The following is a 21437-nucleotide window of genomic DNA, read 5'->3' as shown; positions in this document are numbered from 1 at the left end:
TTATTTTAGTAACTCTTCTATATACATTAATTCTTTTTTGCTAAAAACCTTTCGAAATTTTTCATTTTTGCTTCTATCTAATTTCCAGTCTTCGATCGATTGAAAGAAAGAGTTATCTCTCTCCAATTTTAGGAATTCGCATAGATCTTCGAAAAATTCTTTGGGTTCATTAACCAAATGTTCATAATTAAAAAGTCTAAAATTAAATTCCTTCAAGCATTCTTTTTCTATGTGCAACCATTTATAATACTCTACATATTCTTTGATAACCTCTTTTCTTGATTTGCCGCTAGGTGAATTTGAATTTTTATATCTCCAGTTACTGGTAAAGTAGGATGAAATTATGGCCCTTGGGTCCCTGTCTAACCAAACTATATATGGCTCTTCAAATAACTCATCAATAAAATTATATCTCGATGGGCCAGTTATTTTGGTTAAGAATCTATTCCTATTTTGAAAATGTTTAATCTTATTTATGACTTTCGCAGTATTCTGAATATCGGTTTTACTGAATTTAGAATCATTAAATCGAAAATCTTTTAAATAGGTAGACCAAAAATTATAGGCTTCCGCTGGTTTTGGTGATTTATCTAATCTTCTAATTTTTTCACCTATCAAATTATTTTGTGTAAGGCCGTTGAACAGGGACAAAGCCGGAATTTTCGGAAATTTATTTAGGTAAGTGGAAATCCAATAAAGATCTTTATGTGTTCCTAAAATGTTATTGATCAATGTAGTGCCGCTTTTTCCCGGCCCATGGATTATTATAGCATTTTTAATTTTTGTCATCTCTGTATTAGATCTAATTTCAAATCTATGATAATTTTACTTTTAAGTATTCATGTTCAACAGTCGGCACAATAATTATTTCTTAATATTGTAAATTCCAGCGTTTAATAAAATAGATGAGTATTCCCTTAGTAAGTGTATTTATGTTGGCGTATAATCAAAAAGATTATATCAACCAGTCAATAGAAAGCATCTTATCCCAACGTACAGATTTTCCATTTGAACTTGTAATTGGCGATGATAAAAGTACAGATGGTACCAGGGAGATATGTGAAAATTATCAAAGAAAATATCCTGACAAAATCACCCTAGTTCTTAACGATAAAAATTTGGGGATTGGATCGAATTATGTAAAAACCTTAGATAGGTGTAAAGGAAAATATGTGGCTATATGTGATGCCGATGATTATTGGATAGATTCTTACAAAATTCAAAAGCAGGCGAATTTTTTGGAGAAAAACCAAAATTTCGGAATCTGTTTTACAAATAATTACAATCTTTTTCCTTCCACGAAGAAATATCCTAGGAATGCAAAGAAGATTCCTGAAATAAGTGATTTCCAGGAATTAGTTTATTCTAATTATATAGCTTCGGTTACTGTAATGTTCAGAAACGATCCATTACCAGGATCTATGAAAAGCTGGATGTGTGAACTACCTTATTGTGACTGGCCAACTTATTTATGGGTCCTAAGAAATAATAGAAAGGTCTATTTTATGCCAGATATAACTGCTGTTTATCGTAAGGATTTTGGTACTTCAGCTGTGTTAAGAAATCAAAAAAGTAAAATAGGTGAAATCAATTTCCAAATTCTAAAGAATATTTATTCAATCACAGAATTTGAGGATAAGGTCCACGATTTAGAAAAATCGCTTTTAAAATATAAAATTGGTTTGATCTCGAGTTACAATAAGGAAAAAAAATACTTCAAATCCTTTAAAATGTTTGCTAAATTGATGATAAGTAAAAATTTCAAAGTAGGAACCAAATTTTATTTATATTCTTTAAAAGTTTCCATCTTTGAATCCTGAAAAAGTAAATAAGTCCCGAATATTCTTTCGTAAATTGAAATTAAAATTTACAAATCTTCTTAAATTTTTCTTTCATAAATCCTTTCGTGCCCAAAAGTTAGATTATAAAAGGATTCCAATATTTATTATCAGTTTTAATCAGTTGGACTATATGAAAAGACTAATTGATTATTTGTGGAAACATAATTATAGAAATATTAAAATAATTGATAATAATTCAACATATCCCCCTTTATTAGATTATTACAATTCAATAGAAGATAGAATCAAAATTTTTAGGCTTGACAAGAATTATGGTTATAGAGTATTTTGGAAAAAAATGAATTTATTCGAAAAATTCACCAATGGTTATTTTGTCCTTACAGATCCAGATATATTGCCAAATCAAAATTGTCCTTCAGATTTTTTAAAACACTTTATGAAAATTTTAGATGGAAATCCAGAAGTGAAAAAGGTAGGATTTAGTCTCCAAATCGATGATCTACCAAACGAAAATCCGTTAAAAAAGAATATTATTGAATGGGAAAAAAAATACTGGGTTAAAAAAAATAAAAATGGAGATTTTATAGCTGAAATTGATACAACTTTCGCGCTCTATAGGCCAGGTGTAAAGAGCGTGAGTTATAAGGCTATTAGGACCAATGAACCTTATATGGCGAAGCATTTACCGTGGTATCGTGATGAGCAGCAATTAACAAAAAATGAACTTTATTATCAGGAAACAGCGGGTAGTTCAAATTCCTGGAATATTAATAGGCTGAACCAAAGATATACTAAATAGAAGCATTCTATGATTGCTATAGTTATCCCATATTATAAAATTCAATTTTTCGCAAAAACCTTAGAATCACTTAAACAGCAGGAAAATAATAATTTTCAAGTGTATATAGGAGATGACAATTCTCCTCAAGATCCTACCTCAATAATTGAATATTATAGATCTTACTTAAAGATAAAATATCATAGGTTCGATGAAAATATGGGATCCAAAAGTTTAATAAAACAGTGGGAACGTTGTGTTTCTTTAATAGATAATGAAACATGGATTATGATTTTGGGAGATGATGATTATTTAGGTGAAAATGTAATAAATGAGTTTTACAACCATATTTCAACCTTTTTGAATAAAACCAATGTGGTAAGATTTTCCAGAATTTTGGTAAATGAAAATTGTGAAGTTTTACAAATAAATAAAAGCAATCCCGTTTGGGAATCCGCATATTGTTCTTGTTTTAGAAGGTTAGCTAAAGGAAATCGTAGCTCTCTTTCAGAACATGTCTTTACATTGGAGAGTTATAAGAAGTTCGGTTTTTTTGATTACCCGCTTGGATGGCATTCTGACGATAGAGCATGGTTAGAATTTTCAGATGATAAAGAAATCTATTCCATCAACCAAGCAAAAGTTTATGTTAGATTTACCGAATTGAGTGTTTCTGGAAGTTTAAAGAATACTTCATTTAAAAACTTAGCCACGAAGCAATATTTTAGATTTTTATTAAATCAAATCGGTCGATTTAAATCTAAAAACAGGAATACGGTTATTAGAATTTGTGAGCGAGAGTTTAGTAAAAATAAAGACCTATATTTCGAGAATCTAGGACTGGTAATATGGAGTAGTATTAAGATTATGAATTTAAATGAATTTAAAAATCTTATGGTTAAGGTTTTTAGAACCATATACAAGAATCAATTAAATGCATAGAACAGAAATTATAAATAGTTTAATATCTGCCCATAATTTAAAAAGGTATATAGAAATTGGAGTCTTGGATGGAAAAACCTTTTTTAAAGTTAAATGCAGGAATAAGATTGCAGTAGATCCAAATTTTCTTTTTACAAAGAAGACCATTTTCAGAAATATTCGCAGGGATCTTAATAATTTGAGGAACCAGTATTTTGAAGTTACTAGCGATCAATTTTTTCTGGATCAAAGGGATTCTCTTCAGAATAGACCACCACAGGTAATTTTTATTGATGGATTACACACTTTTAGAGCAAGTTTAAAGGATGTCCTCAATTCCCTAAAATATATATGCACGAATGGATTTATTGTAATGCATGATTGTTATCCTCCTAATAAAGCTGCTTCGGTAAAGGCTAAATCTTATGAGGAGGCAAGGGATCTTAATTTACAGGGCTGGACTAATGAATGGTGTGGTGATGTATGGAAGACTGTAGTATATCTTCAAGAAAAAATTCCATTTTTAGATATAAAAGTATATAATACAGATTATGGAATTGGTATTATAAATATTAATAAGCCAACTAATGAAGTTTCTTTTCAAATTGATGAAGAAATTTTTTCAAGAATAGATAAATTGGACTATGATTACTTAGTCTCTCATCCTGAAAAGATCAATTTAATGGAACCTTCAGAATTAAGTATTCCCTTTAATTAATTTATGATTTTAAAAGCAGAAAATATTTCCAAACAATACCGCCTGGGAACCGTTGGTGCGGGAACTTTAGGAGAGGACCTTAAACGAATCTGGTATAAGATACAGGGAAAGGAAGATCCATTTTTAAAAGTTGGAGCGGTTAACCAGAGGAACAGTAAGGCTGATGGCGAAGATTATGTATGGGCATTACGAGATATTAATTTTGAAGTTAACGAAGGAGAGGTTTTAGGGATCATAGGGAAGAACGGAGCAGGTAAATCTACCTTGCTTAAACTGCTTTCCCGTGTAACTGCTCCCACCACCGGAAGCATTAAAACAAAAGGAAGAATAGCTTCTTTGCTTGAAGTAGGAACAGGCTTTCATGGGGAACTTACGGGAAGGGAGAATATCTTTATGAATGGAGCGGTCTTGGGGATGACTAAAACCGAAATAAGAAAGAAGCTGGATGAGATCATTGCTTTTTCTGGTTGTGAGCGGTATATAGATACTCCGGTTAAAAGATATAGTAGTGGTATGACAGTAAGACTTGGTTTTGCAGTTGCTGCACATCTTGAACCAGATATCCTGGTGGTAGATGAGGTATTAGCGGTAGGAGATGCTGAATTTCAGAAAAAGGCCATTGGGAAAATGCAGAACCTTTCGGAAGGACAGGGTAGGACCGTTCTTTTCGTTAGCCATAATATGGGATCTATTAAGTCATTGTGTGATAGAGTTATTGTCTTAGATGATGGTGGGATTAGTTTTGACGGCGATACTGAAGAGGCAATAAACTTTTATTTAACAAAAAATCTTCGAAGCGCAGGTGAAAGCTTGAAAGATAGAATCGATAGATCAGGAAGCGGAATAGTTAAACTGGAGAAAATTCAGTTTTTGAATGCCGCAAAAAGACCTGTTGACAAACTCATTTCGGGTTTAAAAAGTACAATTAGATTATATTATTACGCTCAAGAAAACTTGAATAAAGTCATCGTTGGTATTGCTTTTTTTGACAGAAATGGAAATATGTTAAGCGGAATCAATAACGATGAACAAGGTTATTTTCTGAAGGTAAAAAAAGGCCAAGGCTATTTTGATCTCGAATTTGATAAGCTACCATTATATGGAGGTTTATACTTTTTAAATATTATAATAGGAAATCAAAATACTCTAAATAAGTTAGATGCTATAGAGGGTGCTGTTGAGCTCGAGGTTGTTCCGGGAGACTATTTTGGAGCGGGTAAGGACAATCGCAGAAGAAATACTCCTGTTTTGGATGCAAAATATAGAAGCTTTTCCAATGAATAAAATTCACATAGGTTATCCTAAAACCGCCACCACATTTTTACAAAGAGAAGTTTTTAAAGAATTAAAAAACCATAAATTCATAGGTCATTCTGAATTTCGGAAATTAGGACTGATAAATCTAATATGGAAAGCTGATAGAAGTATTGATTATGATAATCTAAAAGAATTATTTCGTAGTAATAATAATAATTTTATATCATTTGAAGATCTTTCAGGCCCATTGTTTCAGGGGTCAATAATGATTGATGAAATACCGAACAGACTATTCAAAATTTTCGGAAAGGAGCTAAAAGTTCTTATTACGATTAGAAGGCAGGAAGATTTGCTCAGGTCAATTTATATACAATATATACATCAGGGTGGGACCAATAGCCTTTATAATTTTTTAAAAAAAGATAGTTTGGGGATGAACCGTATTGATTTAAATGCCTTTAATTTTTTAGAAACCTATAATAGGTATAAATCGGTTTTTGGTAATTCCAATATCGTAATTTTACCTTACGAAAAGTTTAAAATTAATCCTACTGAGTTTATCGGAGATCTGAATGATTTTTTCGAAAATGAAAATATAATTTTAAAAAAGAATAAGGTTGTTTATAGAAGTATGGATGGACTTCAACTTAGACTTCTTAAAAATTTGAATAGATTTATTCAGACACCAATATCTGAAAAATATATAATTCCTCCACATATAATTAATCAATCTAAAATTAGGTTTTGGTGGCAAGATTCAGATTTTTTACGAATCGGAAATTTTTTTAACGAAGAAGACTTACAATTACTGAAAACAGTCTCAAGGCGATATTATGATTCTAATCGACAATTAGATGAACAATTATCTCTAAATCTTGATTTATATAAATACTATTAAACTTATGTCAAAACCCAGGGAGTTCTATAATAATTTTCAATCGAAATTGATTAGTGATTATACTATCAGTAATAAAAGAATGGAATCGGCCATAATTAATCTTGGTAGTTTTATTCCTTCTAGTACTGAAAATATACTCGATATTGGATGTGGAATAGGCTGGAGCACTCATGAATTTGCAAAAGCATTACCCCATTCTAAGGTAGTAGGAGTCGATCTAAGTCCGGTTTTAATCAATACTGCCAGTAAATTGTTTTCAAGGGAAAACCTAAGATTTGAAACACTGGATGTTACAAGGGAATTACCGGAAAACCTTTTTGATATAATTGTCATGATCGATGTATATGAACATATTCCAAAAGATAATCGTCAGGCATTCAATCTTTCTTTGAACAAAATATTAAGCTCTCAAGGAAGAATAATCATGGCATGCCCCTCAAAATTCCATCAACTTTGGTTGCAAAAGAACAATCCTAAAGGTTTGCAGCCCGTCGATGAGGATATCGATTTTGAAGTAATTTCTAGGCTTTCTAAGGATGTAAATGCGGAAGTGACATTTTTTGAATACCAGAATATCTGGAACCAAAATGATTATTTTTACGCCGTCCTTACAAAAAATCCAAGATATGGTGTAGATGAGCAGTTTCCTGAATTAAAACTTGAATCAAAGGAAGAGAGACAGGCCAGGCTTAAAAATCAACTTAAAGTTGAGGTTAAAAAAAATACAAATAAAAATGGTTTAGAAAAAATCCTGAGTAAACTTAAGAAAAAAGTAAAGCCTAAATGAATATTGCACTTATATCCCCATCGAGAGATGCCTATTCAGAAACTTTTATCAGGGCTCATAAAGAAAATTTAAAAGGGAAAGTTTTCTATTACTACGGAGCAACCTCTGATTTAATACTAGAAGGACAAGGACCCATATCTAATTCTGTCTTTAAGAATTATTATAAGTTAGATCGAAAGGTAAATAAGAAGCCTTATTCTTATTATTATGATAAGTTACTTTCCAGATCATTTAAAAAAAACAAGATACAGGTGGTGCTTGCCGAATATGGTCCCACGGCAAATAAGTTTCTAAGAGTAATTATAGAAAATGAATTACCACTTATAGTTCATTTTCATGGGTATGACGCCTCTAGAAAGAGTGTCATAAATCAAAATGAAAGATATAGCAGGGTTTTTGAATATGCTACTTATATAATTGCTGTTTCAAAAAAAATGGTAGATGAGTTATTGAAATTAGGCTGTCCTAATCATAAACTGATTTATAATCCTTGTTCTGCTGATCCTCAATTTTCTCAAATTAATCCGAAATTTTCCATTAACCAATTTTTAGCGGCTGGCAGATTTGTGGATAAGAAAGCTCCATATTATACAATTCTTGCATTTTCTAAAGTGGTTAGAAAATTTCCAAACACTACCTTGATTATGGCTGGTAACGGAGAGCTTAAAAATACCTGCAAGAATTTGTCCAAATATTATGGGCTGCAGGAAAAGGTGATATTTCCTGGTGTAATAAGTCCTGAGCAATTCAGGGTATATTTAGAAGAATCTCTGGCCTTTGTTCAGCATTCAATTACTGCAGATGATGGAGATTCTGAGGGAACTCCGGTGGCGATAATGGAAGCCTCGGCAGCTGGATTGCCGGTTATTTCTACTTTTCATGCAGGTATTCCGGATGTTATTGAGAATGGGCAAACTGGTTTTCTGGTAGATGAACATGACGTAAACGGTATGGCTGTGAAGATGATACAGTTATTGGAGAATAATTCCTTAGCCAGGCAGCTTGGAATGGCTGGAAAAAAAAGATTAAGGGATAATTTCAGTATGGAAAAACATATTGATGTCTTGAATGAGCTTATTGCTAAGTCTATAAAAGCATAACAAAATAAATTTTATTATTTAATCGAATAATTCGAATTATTTGAATCCAGTAATTTCAATAATAATCCCGGCTTACAATAGATGTAATTTTATTGGAGAAACTTTAGATTCTGTTATCAATCAATCCTACTCTAAATGGGAATGTTTGGTAATAGATGATTCTTCCACAGACAATACCAAGGAATTGTTGGATTATTACTGTTTAAAAGATCGAAGAATAAAATTTTTTTCAAGACCTGGTCATTTACCTAAAGGTTCAAATTCATGTAGGAATTATGGAATAGAATTAAGTAAAGGTGAATATTTACAATTTTTAGATTCAGATGATCTACTGGAAAAGAATAAGCTGAAAGCTCAGGTGGAAACCAGTGTAGGTAATGATTTATTAATAACTGGTAAATGGGGTGGATTTTTAAATTCTTCAAATTTAAGATCGAGATTTAAATATACTTATGGCCTTTATCGTGACTTCAACAGTCCAATTAATATGTTGCAATCTATGGGCTTTTATAACGAATTTTTTCCTATGCATGTTTATTTGATTCCAAAAAAACTCATCGAAAAAGCCGGCAAGTGGAATGAAAATATAGTTATTAATCAAGATGGAGAATTTTTATCTAGAATAATATTGAAAGCAAGCAAAGTTCTTTTTAGTAATGATTCAATTGCGTATTATAGATATGGGAGTGGACAAAACTTAAGTGATATAAGTAACATAGAAAAAGCACGTGAGTTAATTAAAAGTTGGGAGATTATCGAAGAAAACATTAAGTCTGAAGGGTATAACAAAACGGCCTATGTGGCTAACGCCAAATTCCTTTTACAGCTAAAATTTAAAGTAATATTCCCGAAGTTATTAAAGGAAAAATCTCAATTTTTTTATGGAGCTAAAGACTATAGTAAATGGTATAATAGAATATTTATAAAGTAGTTCCAAATTTGTAATATGAGGTAATATGAGAGGAAAAACTATAATATTTAGAATTTGGAAATTCCCGGCTACCTCTGAAACCTTTGTAATTAATCAAATTTTAATAGCGAAAAGCTGTGGGTATGAGGTGAAAATTCTTGTTGAAGATCTCCAGGATATTGATAATAGTATCCACAGGGAAATTATAAGATCCAATGATCTGGAAAGCAGGATAATTACTGAAAACTATAAAATTCCCAGGATAAAAATTCTAAGAATTCTTAAGGGGTCGTTATTACTAATTAGAAATTGGAAAAACCTTAGATTTATTAAAAAATTTTCCGCTTTACAAAAGGATAAACTTTCCGCGTTATTCAAATTTTCAAGTTTAAAATATTTGAATAATTATGATCTAATTCATGTCCAGTATGGAACTAATGTAAAACCTTTGGACCAATTAAAGCGAATAGGGTTCTTAAAAACGCCTTTGCTGGTTTCCTTCCATGGCCATGACCTGGTATTTCCAATCAACGGACGAATCCCTGAAAAGGGATATTATGACGATCTGTTCAAATATGGGGATAGATTAGTAGTAAACACACCCTATCTGGAAGACATTCTTCTTAAATTAGGTGCTTCCTCTGATAATATAGAGATAATACCAGCAGGAATAGATACGAATTTCTTTCGGCCAAATAATTCTTCCTCCAAAAAAGCTAATCAAATCAGTCTTATTACAGTGGGAAGACTGGAATATCTTAAAGGGCAGCATTTGGGAATTGAATGTGTTAAAGTATTAAAAGAAAAAGGTTATGAAGTTTCTTATGATATCATAGGTTCCGGTAGTAAGTTTGAGGATCTAAAAGATTTGGTGAATATTTATAATTTGAATGAATATGTTACCTTTTGGGGTAATAAATCAGCAGATGATATCAAGAATCTTTTGCAAAAAAGCGACATTTTTTTAATGACATCAATAACAGATCCTAAATATGGTTCCGAGAGTCAGGGTTTGGTGACAGCAGAGGCCCAGGCTTGTGGATTACCGGTAGTGGCCTTCGATTCAGGTGGTGTTAAATACACAGTAGATCCTGACCACTCCGGATTTTTAATACCTGAGGGCGATGTACAGATGATGGTGTCATTTCTTGAAAAGTTGATCAATGATGAATCTTTACGTTTAATTATGGGGAAGCAGGCCAGAAAGTTTGTAAAGGAGAAGTTTTCTAATGATAGATTACTTCAAAAATGGGAGTCACTTTATAAAGCTACTCTTAAGTCATGAATCCATTAGTTTCAGTCATAATACCGTGTTATAACGAAAAAGATTTTATCTCCTCTGCAGTTAGGTCAGCTTACAGTCAAACCTATAACAACAAAGAAATTATTGTTGTAGACGATGGCTCAGATGCTGGTACAAAAAATGTATTGAATAATCTCAAGGATTCAATAGATCATTTAATTACTCAAAAGAATTCCGGTGTAGTTAGTGCGAGAAATAATGGAATTAAACGGGCAAAAGGTCAATATATTCTTACCCTAGATTCTGATGATTGGTTTGAAGAAGAATTCTTAGAAAAGGCCGTTCAGATCTTAAAAAATAATCCCAAGGTTGGAATGGTAAGTTGCTGGACTGCTGTTAGAAATTCTGAAGATAAAATTACCAGGATATCAAAACCTACAGGTGGATCAGCATTCAACGCTTTATTTCGAAATAATGCTCCAGCAAGCCTGCTATTTAGAAAATCATGTTGGGAAGATGTTGGCGGATATGATGAGAATTTAAATAAGGGGTATGAAGATTGGGAATTTAATGTTGCAGTTGGAAAATTTGGTTGGCAAGTTTATATTATTCCTGAAATTCTATTTAACTACAGGAATGTTGCGTTGTCAAGAAATAAATTTGCTAGAGATTTTTATGACGAAATTCGGTTATATACTTTTAAAAAACATAAAGATCTAATAATTGAAAATTTTGATCCTACTATTGAACTTTTACTAGGGGAAATAGAAAAATTAAAGAAGGAGAATAAAAAAATTAAAAACTCTGCAGGTAAAAGGTTAGGAGATCTTATTTTGAGACCTTTGAAGAAAATAAGATCAAAATTTAGTTAATAATGAAGCTCCCCTTGGTCTCCATAATAATACCCACTTATAACAGGTGTGAATATATTGGTGAAACCTTAGACACTGTAATTTCTCAAAGTTATTTTAATTGGGAATGCCTGGTGGTAGATGATGGTTCCAGTGATAATACTTCCCATTTATTAGAATTTTACAGTGAAAGAGATAATCGAATTAAATATCTGGAAAGACCTAATAATTTGCCTAGAGGCGCTAATTCCTGTCGGAATTTCGGTTTTGAGAAAAGTCAGGGAGAATTTATTCAATGGTTGGACTCCGATGATCTGCTCGCTACAAACAAAATTGAAAACCAGCTCAGAAAATTAACAAGTCTCAACGAAGAAATAATTAGTAGTAAATGGGGGAAATTACGAGATGGCGATGTTCAGTTTTTTGAAGATCTTGAATCTTACCAAGATTTTAATTCCTTGTCAGAATTTCTTGATGCGCTTGATAAATCAGAAGGATATTTTCCTATACATTCTTATTTAATGTCCAAAGATATAGTTGCTCGTGCAGGCTATTGGAACGAAACCTTAAAGGTTAATCAGGACGGAGAGTTTATGATCAGGATATTCCTGGAAATGAATTCAATGCTATTTACGAAAGATACTTTTGTTTTATACAGAAAGGATTCTTCCTCTTCAACTAGTCTGCTATCAAAAAAGAGTTTAAAGCATTTGGTAGCTAGTTGGAAACTAATTCAATCCCATTTAATTGAAAAATATCCAGATTTGGGTAAAAGATATGTAGATAACGCAAAGAGAAGGATATTCATTAAATATCGTGAAAGTCCGAAATTGATTAATTCACAGAGAGATTTTTTTGGAAATATCCCTGATGAAGAGCCATCTGATTTTAGACTGGCATTTTATAGGGTGATAGTTAAATACTGGTTGTCCAGGAATATATTAAGGTTTCTCAAAAATCTTAAAAGAGGTCGAATTAGTGTGGAAAAGGTAGAATAATATGCAGTATCCTGAAATTTCAATAATTATTCCAGTTTATAATAGAGAGAAATTAATTTCCGAAACTCTTGATTCTATCCTAGCCCAGAGTTTTAAAAATTGGGAATGTATAATTGTAGATGATCATTCAACAGATAATACAGCTAATGAGATAGCCCCCTATTTAAAGGATTATAGATTTAAATTTTATAGAAGACCAGATCATAGGAATAAGGGTGCAAATACATGCAGGAATTTTGGGCTTGAAAAAAGTAATGGAAGCTTTGTTCACTGGTTTGATAGTGACGACCTGGCACATCCAGATTGCCTCTCTATAGCTTTTGCACTATTAAGTAAAGGAAAAATAGATTTTTGTCATTATAAAAGGTCTGTATTTCGTGGTGAATTTGATAAACAGTATAAGAAATACAGCAGTGCTATAGATCCTGTAAAGGTTGATGTCGCCAATATAGAGGATATCATTTTAAATAAGTTATCATTTAATACATGTAATGTAATCTGGAAAAAGAGTTCCCTGAAGGACTTAAGATTTAATGAAGATATTATATATGCGGATGAATGGGAATATTACACTCGTCTAATACTACATGGGCTTAAAGGTATAAGCATTTCCAACGAGCTTTTCTTTGGTAGAAAACATGTAGATTCAACTACCTATGAGTTCTATCATGATCACCAAGGAAGAAGGAAGTCAAAAATAGTAGCCTCATTGATTTTAATGAATGAATTAAAAAGTAAGCAAAAATTCTCAAAGATACTATACGATCATTTTTTTCAACTTGGTTACTTTTTAAGATCTGAAGAGATTATCAAATATTTGATGGATTTAAAACAGATAGGTTCTTTTCAACGAAGGTTTTATTTGTTTTGTGTACGGAATTATGACTTGATAAAACCTATCTTACGATTCAAATCAAAGATCACTTAATATAGAGATTATTCTTTCCCCAGTTTTCCCATCCCATAACTCAGGGATTGAGCCTTTTTTCCAATCATTGTTAAACAGCCTTTTTAAAGCAGGACCTATATTTTCTGGAATTGTACCAATTACTTCATTTGTTCCTTCATACACAGTTTCGGGTCTTTCTGTATTTTCCCTGATAGTGATGCAGGGTACATTAAGAAACGTTGTCTCTTCAGTTATCCCACCGGAATCTGTGATCACAGCTTTCGACCTTTCTACCAGATAATTAAATTCCAGGTAATTTAAGGGGGCGGTAAAGTGTAAATTTTTAATTTTTGGAAGCTTTTCTTTTAAAACAACTGCGGTTCTGGGATGAACCGGAAATATGACTGGCAAACCTTTGGAATGCATTTCAATCTCCTTCAAAATATGCTGTAATTTGTTAAGTTCGCTCACATTTGAAGGTCTGTGAAGGGTCATGACGAAATACTCATTCTTCTCTAATTCCAGCTCTTTCCATAGTTGTGGAGGAGCAAATTTTCTTCTGTTCCGGATAAGTGTGTCAATCATAGTATTTCCCACGAAATGGACATCAGAACTTTCTTTTCCTGTAGTTAAGAGATACTGTTTGGCCTTTTGAGTTGTAGTGAAAAAGTAATCACCAATACTATCAATCAGAACCCTGTTCACTTCTTCCGGCATGCTCCAATCATAAGATCTTAATCCAGCTTCAATATGAGCAATCTTAATATTCAGTTTCTTAGCAGTGATCGCGCAGGCCATACTGGAAGTGACATCTCCAACAACAATGCACAGATCTGGTTTGTTCGAGATCAAAAGGTCTTCGTACCGCTGCATTATCAGGGCTGTTTGGGTAGCTTGGCTTCCACTTCCTACAGAGAGGTTGAAATCTGGTTCTGGTATTTCTAAAAGTTTAAAAAAATTATCACTTAGGTTTTTGTCATAATGCTGACCGGTATGAATTATCCTAAAATCTAGATTAGAATTCAGGTGATTGTTTGCATGAATGAGAGATGCGATTTTAACAAAGTTAGGTCGGGCACCCGCAATAAGGTCTATTTTCATTTTTAGATAAGCGATTAATACGCTTTAAAGTTATGATTTTATAATTAAGCCGAGCATAGCAATTGAACAGGAGAATAGCCATAATTTTTTTACTTTCGTTATAAACTATATCATATTGCAGAACTCTCCATTCAAGAAAATTTTAATCGTCGTAGAATCAATCGATCTAGAAAATAGTAGCGGAGCAAAAGGGAGGGTTGCACTAATTAAAAATTTGAATCAAGCAGGCTTTGAACTTTTAGTATATCATTATTCCAGAAAAGATATTTTTATAGAAGGAATAAAATGTATTTCCATAAAAGAGAAAAGAAGAGGATTTTTGTTTTACCTGAGTCGTATAGAGCGATATATTAGATATCTTTTCAAAATAAAACTGAACCCTGAAATTGAAAAGAGAATAGGATTTTCATTTACACTTTTGAATGATCGAGATAGTATTATAGCAGGCTTGAAAGAAGAGAAAACATTTGAGCCCGACTGGGTGTTAACTCTCAGTCAGGGAGGAAGTTTTAGGCCACATCATGCCTTACTCCAAATTCCAAGGTGGCATTCAAAATGGATAGCTTATATACATGATCCCTACCCCATGCACTGGTATCCCAAACCTTACACCTGGAAGGAATCGGGATACAGGATCAAACAAAATTTTATGGAAGGCGTTGCAGATAAGTGTACTTATGCAGCATTTCCATCATTATTATTAAAAGAGTGGATGGGAAGTCACTATAAGGCGTTCTCTAAAAAAGGCGTAGTTATTCCTCACCAAATAGATAAGGGAATTCAGAAAACTAAATCTTCATATATCAATTTAAAAGCATCTGAGTTTACTATCCTTCATGCAGGTAATTTTTTGCAGGCCAGGCAGCCTTTCGGACTTATAGAAGGATTTAAAAAGTTCGCTGGTAAATACCCACGAGCCAAAGCCAAATTGATTCATATTGGTCCTGCAGATCATTATAGAGAATATTTAGAGAAGGAATCCGAGGATAATGCATCGATTCAAGTGAAATGTGAAAACATAGCCTTTAGCGAAGTTAGCTGGCTTCAGGAAAATACCTCGGTGAATGTAATTATTGAAGCTAAGGCAGAATTTAGTCCCTTCTTGCCTGGAAAATTCCCTCATGTAATTTCTTCGGGAAAACCAATTCTGTTACTGGGGCCACCAAAGAGTGAAGCCAGACGTATCCTGGGGGAAGATTATCCTTTTTGGTCTGAAATTGATGATGAAAACAGAATTTCAGGTATAATCGAAAAATTGTACCTGGATTTTGAAAACGGCACTTTAGATATGAAATATGATAAGGTCGAGAGATATCTATCACCAGAAAAACTAACTGAAATTTTTGCCGATCTGAATAAAGAATGAAAATATTAATGGTTTCCATCTTTGCCCCTCATTTTTTCAACTGGACTGAACAGTTGAAAGATTCTGGTCATGAGATCTACTGGCTGGATGTTTTTGACTCGAATACTAAGGTCGAGAAGATAGATTTTGTAAATCAGGTGACTGGATGGCGTTACAAATGGGATTACCCGGGACGATATTTGTTAAAAAGGAAAACGCCTAATCTTACAAAGCTTATTAATATTTTTAATGAACGGGATTTTCAGAAAACCCTTAAAACTCAAATCGAAAAGATAGAACCTGATATTGTACACAGTTTCGTTATCTACCTTTCTGCAGCTCCATCTTTATCGATCATGGAAAGCTTTCCAGGATTAAAATGGATAGTATCAACATGGGGGAGTGATATTTTCTATTATAGGAATAAACCCTCCTATTTAAGAGATATACGGAATGTTTTAAGCAGAGTAGATTATTTATTTACAGACTGTAAGAGAGACCTGAATATTGCAATACAAAATGGGTTTAAGGGTGAGTTTCTTGGAGTTTTTCCAGGGGGAGGTGGTTACGATTTTACAGCAATATCTAAGTCGATTAAAAAATTTGAAGAGAGGGATTTGATCCTTATAAAAGGATATCAGGGTCTTCATGGAAGATGTATTGAAGTTCTAAATGCTTTACAGTTATTAAAAGAAAGACTGGTAGGGTATAGAGTTATCGTCTATGGAGCCGGAAAAGAAGTTATAGAATTTGCGGAAGTTTCTAAAATGATCAAGTGGTCTAATTTTAAAATTTTTGGTAAAATTAGTCATACTGATGTTTTGGAACTTATGGGACAGGCCAAAATAGCTATTGGGAATAGCCTTTCTGACGGTATTCCAAATACTCTGTTAGAGGCAATCATTATGGAGGCTTTTCCGGTTCAGTCGAACCCGGGGAATGCTACTTCCGAGATTATATTAGACGGAGTAAACGGGATACTTCTCGAGGAACCTGAAAATGTAAATCTGATTCAGCGGAAAATCGAATTATTGTTGAATAAGGAATTGGATCTTAAAAAAGCCGTGGAATACAACTCTTTAAATGTTAAGCCCTGCCTTGAAAGGAAAAAAGTTCAGAATGAAGTTTTGGAGCGATATTCTTTAATAGAAAACCAACTTGAAGAAGTTAATAAGTCTAATTGATGGATCATAAGATAACCTTAATTTATGCTAACCGGGACAGGTCTTACGATCGTATAAAAATTTCCCTGGACAGTTTAGAGCGCCAAACCGAAAAGAATTTTAAGGTTGTATTCGTAGATTATGGTAGTAATTCGGTTTTGCAGAGTGAGTTAAAAGACCTTTGCAGTCAATATCCATTTATTGAATTTTATCCTTTAAATGTAAGCCAGTTATTATGGAATAAAAGCAAAGCCCTAAATTTCGGAATTCTTCATTGTAAAACATCTATTATATTTATAGCAGATGTAGACCTGGTATTTCATTACAATACCATTAAAAACTTAAATAAGATAGCATCCACCGATTCCTTTTATCTATTTAATTTAGCTTATCTATCAGAAAATGAGTCGGAGATACTTAAAAGGGAGTTTGAATTTGAAGATCTTAAACCTTCTAATACTGGAGATGTTAATGGAATGATACTGGCTCCAAAAAACGCTTTCATGCAGGTAAATGGATTTGATGAATTTTTTCATTTCTACGGTGGCGAGGATGTTGATCTTTTCGCCAGAATGGGAAACGCAGGTTTTAAAGAACGGAGATGTGATCATAGTTTCTTTTATCATAACTGGCACCAAAGCTTTTCAGGTTCTGAAGATAAATTGATAACCAGCAAACCAAGAGTAAAGAATATTATGCGAATAAACCAGGAACATTATCTTTCCAATAAACGGTTTAAAAGAATACGACCCTCACGTCAGGGTAATATGGGGGAGGTGATAGACCCTATAAAAGCAGAGAAATTGAAACATCCTGAGCATAGGTATAAAATTCAGAATATTATGGCTCATGTGGAACATTTTTTAAATGAAGAATTAAAAACTGTTTCAGGAGTAGTTCAGGCACATTTTGAAATAGATAGTTATTATCATAGCACTAAACATCGCATAAAAAAGGTGGCCGGTAGACAAACTCAGCCTTATATTTCATTAAAAGAAGTAAATGATATGATATTAAAGAAGATAATTTTTGATTTTCGCGATTTAAATTACTCCTACAAGATATCAGATAATCTTCAAAGGATAGATTTTAGAATTGAATTATAAGCATGAGCGCATCAATAAAACGTAGTTTATCCTTTAGATTACGTTCCTTCAAGGAACACACCAAGAGGTTTGGGCACCAGGTTTTTGGAAATCGTAATTATAAAAAATTCGTGATTATAAGCGATTCCAGGACCGGTTCTACTCTTTTAAGAAATCTGTTAAATTTTCATCCTGAATTAATAGTTGAAGGTGAGGAATTTAAGATTGTAAAATCGACAAGTGAGAAAATTTGGGGAAAAATTTTCGGACCCAAATTGGATGGAATAAAATATGTTGGATTTAAACTTTTCTATCAGCATCCGGTTATAGGGGACAATGAAGTGTGGGAATATTTAATTAGAGATAAGGATATCCTTATAATTCATTTAAAAAGAAGAAATGTTTTAAGGTCTCTGGTTTCAAAAAAAATTGGTCTCAAAACAAAAATGTGGACTGAAAATATTTATTCCGGAAAGAGATTACCTCTGGAAGAAAGAAAAATAGAATTGGAAATTGGTGAATGCGAGGAATATTTTAATTCTATTTCGGAATATCAGAAGGGGATAAATGAAAAATTTAAAGATCATGAAATAATCGAAATATTTTATGAGGACCTTGCAGATAATAGAAAAAGAACTTTACAACAATTTGAAAAAAGATTTCAAATTCAAGAGTTTAGCAAAGATTCTCAATTAAAAAAACAAAATCCTGAATCACTCGATCAATTAATTGAAAATTATGACCAGTTAAATGATCACTTCAAGAATTCTAAATGGAGTAAATATTTTGAATAATACATGATGATAATAGCTGAAATTGGTCAAGCACATGAGGGTAGTCTGGGAATGGCGATGAGCTATATAGATGCTCTTGCCGAAGCCGGAGTAGACACTGTAAAGTTTCAGGTACATGTTGCCGAGGCAGAAAGCAGTGTTCACGAACCCTTCCGGATAAAGTTTTCAGATCAGGATAAGTCGCGTTTCGATTACTGGAAGCGAATGGAATTTTCCTTGAGTCAATGGATAATGATCAAAGACAGATGTGAGAAAAGAGGTGTTGAATTTTTAGCTTCACCTTTTAGTAATGCAGCGGTTGACCTGTTAGAAGAAATTGGGGTTAGAAGATATAAAATTGGTTCGGGAGAAGTAAATAACCTTCTTTTATTGGAAAAAATTTCCAGAACGGGTAAACCAGTAATTATATCCTCAGGCTTAAGTTCATTTTCGGAGTTGGATAGAACCGTTGGTTTTCTTAAAAAGAAAAAAGTTGAACTTTCAATATTACAATGTACTACTTCTTATCCGACTAGGCCTGAAAGTTACGGTTTAAATGTGATTAAAGAATTAAAGGAAAGATATCAAGTTCAAGTTGGGTTTTCAGATCATTCAGCAAGAATCGAAACTTGCATTGCAGCTTTTGCCCTGGGGGCAGAAATCCTAGAATTTCACGCGGTTTTTAGCCGTAAAAGTTTTGGACCTGATGCAACTTCATCTTTAGAAATAGAGGAGATAAAAGATTTGGTGTCTTCAATTAAAAAGCTAGGAATAGCATTTCATAATCCGGTAAATAAAACTGATAATTCCGATTTTAATTCTTTAAAGGATATTTTTGAGAAATCCTTGGCAGTAAATAAAAAACTGGAAAAAGGCCATATTATACAATTTGATGATCTTGAAACAAAAAAACCAAAATCCTACGGTATAAATGCAGCAGATTATCAAAAAGTTTTAGGTAGAAAAGTTTTGAAATCCCTGGAAAAATGGGATTTTCTAAATTGGAACGATCTGCAAGATGAGTAATACAGAATTCACCAAACAACAATATCAGAAATTTTCTCAGGCAGAAGGGAGTCAGTACATAGTAAGTGAATATGCATTAAATCAGATATTAAAACTTGTCCAGAAGTTTAAACCAGTCAATATACTTGAATTAGGTGTTGGTATTGGTACAATTTCCGACTCTATTCTTAAGAGGTATAATTCAAAGTATCAGCCAAACGTATATGGTATAGAAAATAATTCATTTTGTCTTTCTAAAATTCCTGAAAATTTAGGTGAAGATTATAGAAAGTTAAAACTTTTCAATTCTATTCAGGGTCTTCCGGAAAATATAAAATTTGACTTTTTAATTATAGATGGAAAGGATAATGATCTGGAATTGCTAAAAGATAAAATAAGGGATAAAGCGATAATTGTAGTAGAAGGAGACCGAAAAGATCAGACTGATATTTTTAAAAGTCTTTTCCCATCCTCAAAATTTGTACATTCTATTACCAGTAAGCGTAATAGTGTATATTCTAATAGGCCTAAAGATCATTTTCAGGGAGGAATCAAGCTTCTTTTTCGCGATCCTGATCTAAAGCAGAATTTTAAATGGTTAAAACTTAAATTTTCCTCTAAAATTAATTTTCAACTTAGAAGAGTTTCTAGATGATGAATAAAAGAAAAATTTGTGTAGTCATAACGGCGCGTCCTTCCTATAGCAGGATTAAAACAGCTTTGGAAGCAATTAAGGATCATCCTGATCTGGAACTTCAATTGGTTATTGCCGGTTCGGCATTATTAGATCGTTATGGCAATGCAGCAGAATTCATCAAAAATGACGGTTTTGACGTGGCGGCAAAAGTCTATATGGTTCTGGAAGGTGAGAATCCAACCACCATGGCAAAGACCACAGGTTTAGGCCTTATGGAACTTACAAATGTATTTTATAATCTTCAGCCAGATGCAGTGATAAGTATCGCAGACAGGTTTGAAACTATCGCCACTTCTATTGCTTCGTCCTACCAAAATATACCTCTTGTTCATATACAAGGAGGAGAGGTAACTGGTAGTATAGACGAGAAAGTTAGGCATGCCAACACTAAACTGGCAGATCTACATTTAGTATCAAATGAAGATGCCAGGGAAAGAGTCATAAAATTGGGTGAAGATCCCGATATGGTAATAAATACCGGCTGTCCATCTATAGATCTGGCAAAACAAATCGAGAATGAGAACGGGTTGAATTTTGACCCATTAGAGAAATATGGAGGTGTAGGAAGTCAGATCAATTGGAAAAATGGGTATTTGGTGGTCATGCAGCATCCGGTAACCACAGAATATTCAAAATCCCGGGATAATATAATGGAAACCTTATATGCAGTAAAGGAAAGTGGAATTTCTACATTTTGGTTCTGGCCTAATGTTGATGCAGGTTCAGATGGCACCTCAAATGGGATTAGAACTTTTAGAGAAAAGGAAAATCCTGAAAACATTCATTTTTTTAAAAATATGGATGGCCTGGATTTTCTACGATTAATCAAGAATTCTAAAATGCTTATTGGGAATTCCAGTGCAGGAATAAGAGAAGGAAGCTATCTGGGTGTTCCAGTTTTAAATATAGGAAACCGCCAGCAAAAAAGGCTTCGAGGCGAGAATGTTACTGATGTTGGTTACAAAAGGTTTGAAATATTAAATGCAATCAAAGAACTGGAAGGAAATGCTAGATTTAGTAAATCTAACCTTTATGGTGACGGTGAATCCGGGAAACGAATTGCAGAAATTCTTGCCAAAGTTGAGTTGAGATCTTCAAAAACAATTAGTTACTAAT

22 protein-coding genes are annotated in these 21437 nt (G+C 32.9%); 20 read left to right on the top strand and 2 right to left on the bottom strand.

The window, feature by feature from the left end:
* The gene (locus FLP08_RS04380) at nt 1-789 is read right to left on the bottom strand and encodes a sulfotransferase (protein WP_156274439.1); all 789 of its coding nucleotides are present in this window, start codon (nt 787-789) and stop codon (nt 1-3) included.
* Nucleotides 790-905: 116 nt separating this feature from the next.
* Between FLP08_RS04380 and FLP08_RS04375 the strand changes: the two genes are divergently transcribed.
* The 13 genes from FLP08_RS04375 (at nt 906) to FLP08_RS04315 (ending at nt 13191) form a co-directional block, all read left to right on the top strand.
* Nucleotides 906-1820, top strand: coding sequence for a glycosyltransferase (locus FLP08_RS04375; protein WP_156274437.1), 915 nt, complete (start codon nt 906-908; stop codon nt 1818-1820).
* A 151-nt stretch (nt 1821-1971) separates the two neighbouring features.
* Nucleotides 1972-2601, top strand: a complete 630-nt coding sequence (locus FLP08_RS04370) for a glycosyltransferase family protein (RefSeq protein ID WP_156274435.1) — start codon at nt 1972-1974, stop codon at nt 2599-2601.
* Between the two features lie 9 nt (nt 2602-2610).
* Nucleotides 2611-3522: a glycosyltransferase family 2 protein gene (locus FLP08_RS04365; protein ID WP_156274433.1), complete on the top strand. Its 912-nt coding sequence runs from the start codon at nt 2611-2613 to the stop codon at nt 3520-3522.
* A complete protein-coding gene (locus FLP08_RS04360; RefSeq protein ID WP_156274431.1) occupies nt 3515-4219 on the top strand; it encodes a class I SAM-dependent methyltransferase in 705 nt (234 codons plus the stop codon). Before FLP08_RS04365 ends, FLP08_RS04360 begins: the two co-directional genes overlap by 8 nt.
* Before the next feature lie 3 nt (nt 4220-4222).
* Nucleotides 4223-5503 carry an ABC transporter ATP-binding protein gene (locus FLP08_RS04355; protein ID WP_156274429.1) on the top strand — a complete coding sequence of 427 codons (1281 nt, stop codon included), beginning with the start codon at nt 4223-4225 and terminating at the stop codon, nt 5501-5503.
* Nucleotides 5472-6374 (top strand): sulfotransferase domain-containing protein, encoded by a 903-nt coding sequence (locus FLP08_RS04350; RefSeq protein WP_156274427.1) that lies wholly within the window; start codon nt 5472-5474, stop codon nt 6372-6374. Before FLP08_RS04355 ends, FLP08_RS04350 begins: the two co-directional genes overlap by 32 nt.
* A 4-nt stretch (nt 6375-6378) precedes the next feature.
* The gene (locus FLP08_RS04345; protein WP_156274425.1) at nt 6379-7161 is read left to right on the top strand and encodes a class I SAM-dependent methyltransferase; all 783 of its coding nucleotides are present in this window, start codon (nt 6379-6381) and stop codon (nt 7159-7161) included.
* The gene (locus FLP08_RS04340) at nt 7158-8261 is read left to right on the top strand and encodes a glycosyltransferase (protein ID WP_156274423.1); all 1104 of its coding nucleotides are present in this window, start codon (nt 7158-7160) and stop codon (nt 8259-8261) included. Before FLP08_RS04345 ends, FLP08_RS04340 begins: the two co-directional genes overlap by 4 nt.
* Nucleotides 8262-8301: 40 nt before the next feature.
* Nucleotides 8302-9192, top strand: coding sequence for a glycosyltransferase family 2 protein (locus FLP08_RS04335; protein WP_156274421.1), 891 nt, complete (start codon nt 8302-8304; stop codon nt 9190-9192).
* 25 nt (nt 9193-9217) lie between these two features.
* Entirely contained in the window at nt 9218-10456 is a 1239-nt protein-coding gene (locus FLP08_RS04330) for a glycosyltransferase (protein WP_156274419.1), read from the top strand.
* Nucleotides 10453-11286, top strand: coding sequence for a glycosyltransferase family 2 protein (locus tag FLP08_RS04325; RefSeq protein WP_156274417.1), 834 nt, complete (start codon nt 10453-10455; stop codon nt 11284-11286). Before FLP08_RS04330 ends, FLP08_RS04325 begins: the two co-directional genes overlap by 4 nt.
* A 2-nt stretch (nt 11287-11288) precedes the next feature.
* Nucleotides 11289-12263 (top strand): glycosyltransferase family 2 protein, encoded by a 975-nt coding sequence (locus tag FLP08_RS04320; protein WP_156274415.1) that lies wholly within the window; start codon nt 11289-11291, stop codon nt 12261-12263.
* A 1-nt stretch (nt 12264) separates the two neighbouring features.
* Entirely contained in the window at nt 12265-13191 is a 927-nt protein-coding gene (locus tag FLP08_RS04315; protein WP_156274413.1) for a glycosyltransferase family 2 protein, read from the top strand.
* On the opposite strand, the gene wecB is transcribed toward FLP08_RS04315, so the two are convergent.
* Entirely contained in the window at nt 13177-14253 is a 1077-nt protein-coding gene (wecB, locus tag FLP08_RS04310) for a non-hydrolyzing UDP-N-acetylglucosamine 2-epimerase (protein WP_156274411.1), read from the bottom strand. The two genes, FLP08_RS04315 and wecB, sit on opposite strands and share 15 nt — an antisense overlap.
* 115 nt (nt 14254-14368) lie before the next feature.
* On the opposite strand from wecB, the gene FLP08_RS04305 reads away from it, so the two are divergent.
* The 7 genes from FLP08_RS04305 to neuC are packed head-to-tail and all read left to right on the top strand — an operon-like array spanning nt 14369 to nt 21436.
* The gene (locus tag FLP08_RS04305; RefSeq protein WP_156274409.1) at nt 14369-15619 is read left to right on the top strand and encodes a glycosyltransferase family protein; all 1251 of its coding nucleotides are present in this window, start codon (nt 14369-14371) and stop codon (nt 15617-15619) included.
* Nucleotides 15616-16782 (top strand): glycosyltransferase family 4 protein, encoded by a 1167-nt coding sequence (locus FLP08_RS04300; protein WP_238388438.1) that lies wholly within the window; start codon nt 15616-15618, stop codon nt 16780-16782. Before FLP08_RS04305 ends, FLP08_RS04300 begins: the two co-directional genes overlap by 4 nt.
* Nucleotides 16782-17867 carry a glycosyltransferase family 2 protein gene (locus FLP08_RS04295; protein WP_156274407.1) on the top strand — a complete coding sequence of 362 codons (1086 nt, stop codon included), beginning with the start codon at nt 16782-16784 and terminating at the stop codon, nt 17865-17867. Before FLP08_RS04300 ends, FLP08_RS04295 begins: the two co-directional genes overlap by 1 nt.
* Nucleotides 17868-17869: 2 nt before the next feature.
* On the top strand, nt 17870-18640 hold the full coding sequence (locus tag FLP08_RS04290) for a hypothetical protein (RefSeq protein ID WP_156274405.1): 771 nt from the start codon (nt 17870-17872) through the stop codon (nt 18638-18640).
* 3 nt (nt 18641-18643) lie between these two features.
* Nucleotides 18644-19645, top strand: coding sequence for an N-acetylneuraminate synthase family protein (locus FLP08_RS04285; RefSeq protein WP_156274403.1), 1002 nt, complete (start codon nt 18644-18646; stop codon nt 19643-19645).
* Nucleotides 19638-20279, top strand: coding sequence for a hypothetical protein (locus FLP08_RS04280; protein ID WP_156274401.1), 642 nt, complete (start codon nt 19638-19640; stop codon nt 20277-20279). Before FLP08_RS04285 ends, FLP08_RS04280 begins: the two co-directional genes overlap by 8 nt.
* Complete coding sequence (neuC, locus tag FLP08_RS04275) at nt 20279-21436, top strand: UDP-N-acetylglucosamine 2-epimerase (protein ID WP_156275653.1); 1158 nt, start codon at nt 20279-20281, stop codon at nt 21434-21436. Before FLP08_RS04280 ends, neuC begins: the two co-directional genes overlap by 1 nt.
* The last annotated feature ends 1 nt before the right edge of the window (nt 21437 follow it).

Origin of the sequence: Christiangramia aestuarii, assembly GCF_009735585.1 — a bacterium.
Taxonomy (GTDB): Bacteria; Bacteroidota; Bacteroidia; order Flavobacteriales; family Flavobacteriaceae; genus Christiangramia; species Christiangramia aestuarii.
Note: the sequence above shows the minus strand (reverse complement) of the source record. Positions and strands in the feature narration are given on the sequence as shown.

What these genes read in the sequence shown, in the direction of transcription:
- FLP08_RS04380 (WP_156274439.1), bottom strand. Translation starts at nt 789, where the DNA reads ATGACAAAAATTAAAAATGCTATAATAATCCATGGGCCGGGAAAAAGC.
- FLP08_RS04375 (WP_156274437.1), top strand. Translation starts at nt 906, where the DNA reads ATGAGTATTCCCTTAGTAAGTGTATTTATGTTGGCGTATAATCAAAAA.
- FLP08_RS04370 (WP_156274435.1), top strand. Translation starts at nt 1,972, where the DNA reads ATGAAAAGACTAATTGATTATTTGTGGAAACATAATTATAGAAATATT.
- FLP08_RS04365 (WP_156274433.1), top strand. Translation starts at nt 2,611, where the DNA reads ATGATTGCTATAGTTATCCCATATTATAAAATTCAATTTTTCGCAAAA.
- FLP08_RS04360 (WP_156274431.1), top strand. Translation starts at nt 3,515, where the DNA reads ATGCATAGAACAGAAATTATAAATAGTTTAATATCTGCCCATAATTTA.
- FLP08_RS04355 (WP_156274429.1), top strand. Translation starts at nt 4,223, where the DNA reads ATGATTTTAAAAGCAGAAAATATTTCCAAACAATACCGCCTGGGAACC.
- FLP08_RS04350 (WP_156274427.1), top strand. Translation starts at nt 5,472, where the DNA reads ATGCAAAATATAGAAGCTTTTCCAATGAATAAAATTCACATAGGTTAT.
- FLP08_RS04345 (WP_156274425.1), top strand. Translation starts at nt 6,379, where the DNA reads ATGTCAAAACCCAGGGAGTTCTATAATAATTTTCAATCGAAATTGATT.
- FLP08_RS04340 (WP_156274423.1), top strand. Translation starts at nt 7,158, where the DNA reads ATGAATATTGCACTTATATCCCCATCGAGAGATGCCTATTCAGAAACT.
- FLP08_RS04330 (WP_156274419.1), top strand. Translation starts at nt 9,218, where the DNA reads ATGAGAGGAAAAACTATAATATTTAGAATTTGGAAATTCCCGGCTACC.
- FLP08_RS04325 (WP_156274417.1), top strand. Translation starts at nt 10,453, where the DNA reads ATGAATCCATTAGTTTCAGTCATAATACCGTGTTATAACGAAAAAGAT.
- FLP08_RS04320 (WP_156274415.1), top strand. Translation starts at nt 11,289, where the DNA reads ATGAAGCTCCCCTTGGTCTCCATAATAATACCCACTTATAACAGGTGT.
- FLP08_RS04315 (WP_156274413.1), top strand. Translation starts at nt 12,265, where the DNA reads ATGCAGTATCCTGAAATTTCAATAATTATTCCAGTTTATAATAGAGAG.
- wecB (WP_156274411.1), bottom strand. Translation starts at nt 14,253, where the DNA reads ATGAAAATAGACCTTATTGCGGGTGCCCGACCTAACTTTGTTAAAATC.
- FLP08_RS04300 (WP_238388438.1), top strand. Translation starts at nt 15,616, where the DNA reads ATGAAAATATTAATGGTTTCCATCTTTGCCCCTCATTTTTTCAACTGG.
- FLP08_RS04295 (WP_156274407.1), top strand. Translation starts at nt 16,782, where the DNA reads ATGGATCATAAGATAACCTTAATTTATGCTAACCGGGACAGGTCTTAC.
- FLP08_RS04290 (WP_156274405.1), top strand. Translation starts at nt 17,870, where the DNA reads ATGAGCGCATCAATAAAACGTAGTTTATCCTTTAGATTACGTTCCTTC.
- FLP08_RS04285 (WP_156274403.1), top strand. Translation starts at nt 18,644, where the DNA reads ATGATGATAATAGCTGAAATTGGTCAAGCACATGAGGGTAGTCTGGGA.
- FLP08_RS04280 (WP_156274401.1), top strand. Translation starts at nt 19,638, where the DNA reads ATGAGTAATACAGAATTCACCAAACAACAATATCAGAAATTTTCTCAG.
- neuC (WP_156275653.1), top strand. Translation starts at nt 20,279, where the DNA reads ATGAATAAAAGAAAAATTTGTGTAGTCATAACGGCGCGTCCTTCCTAT.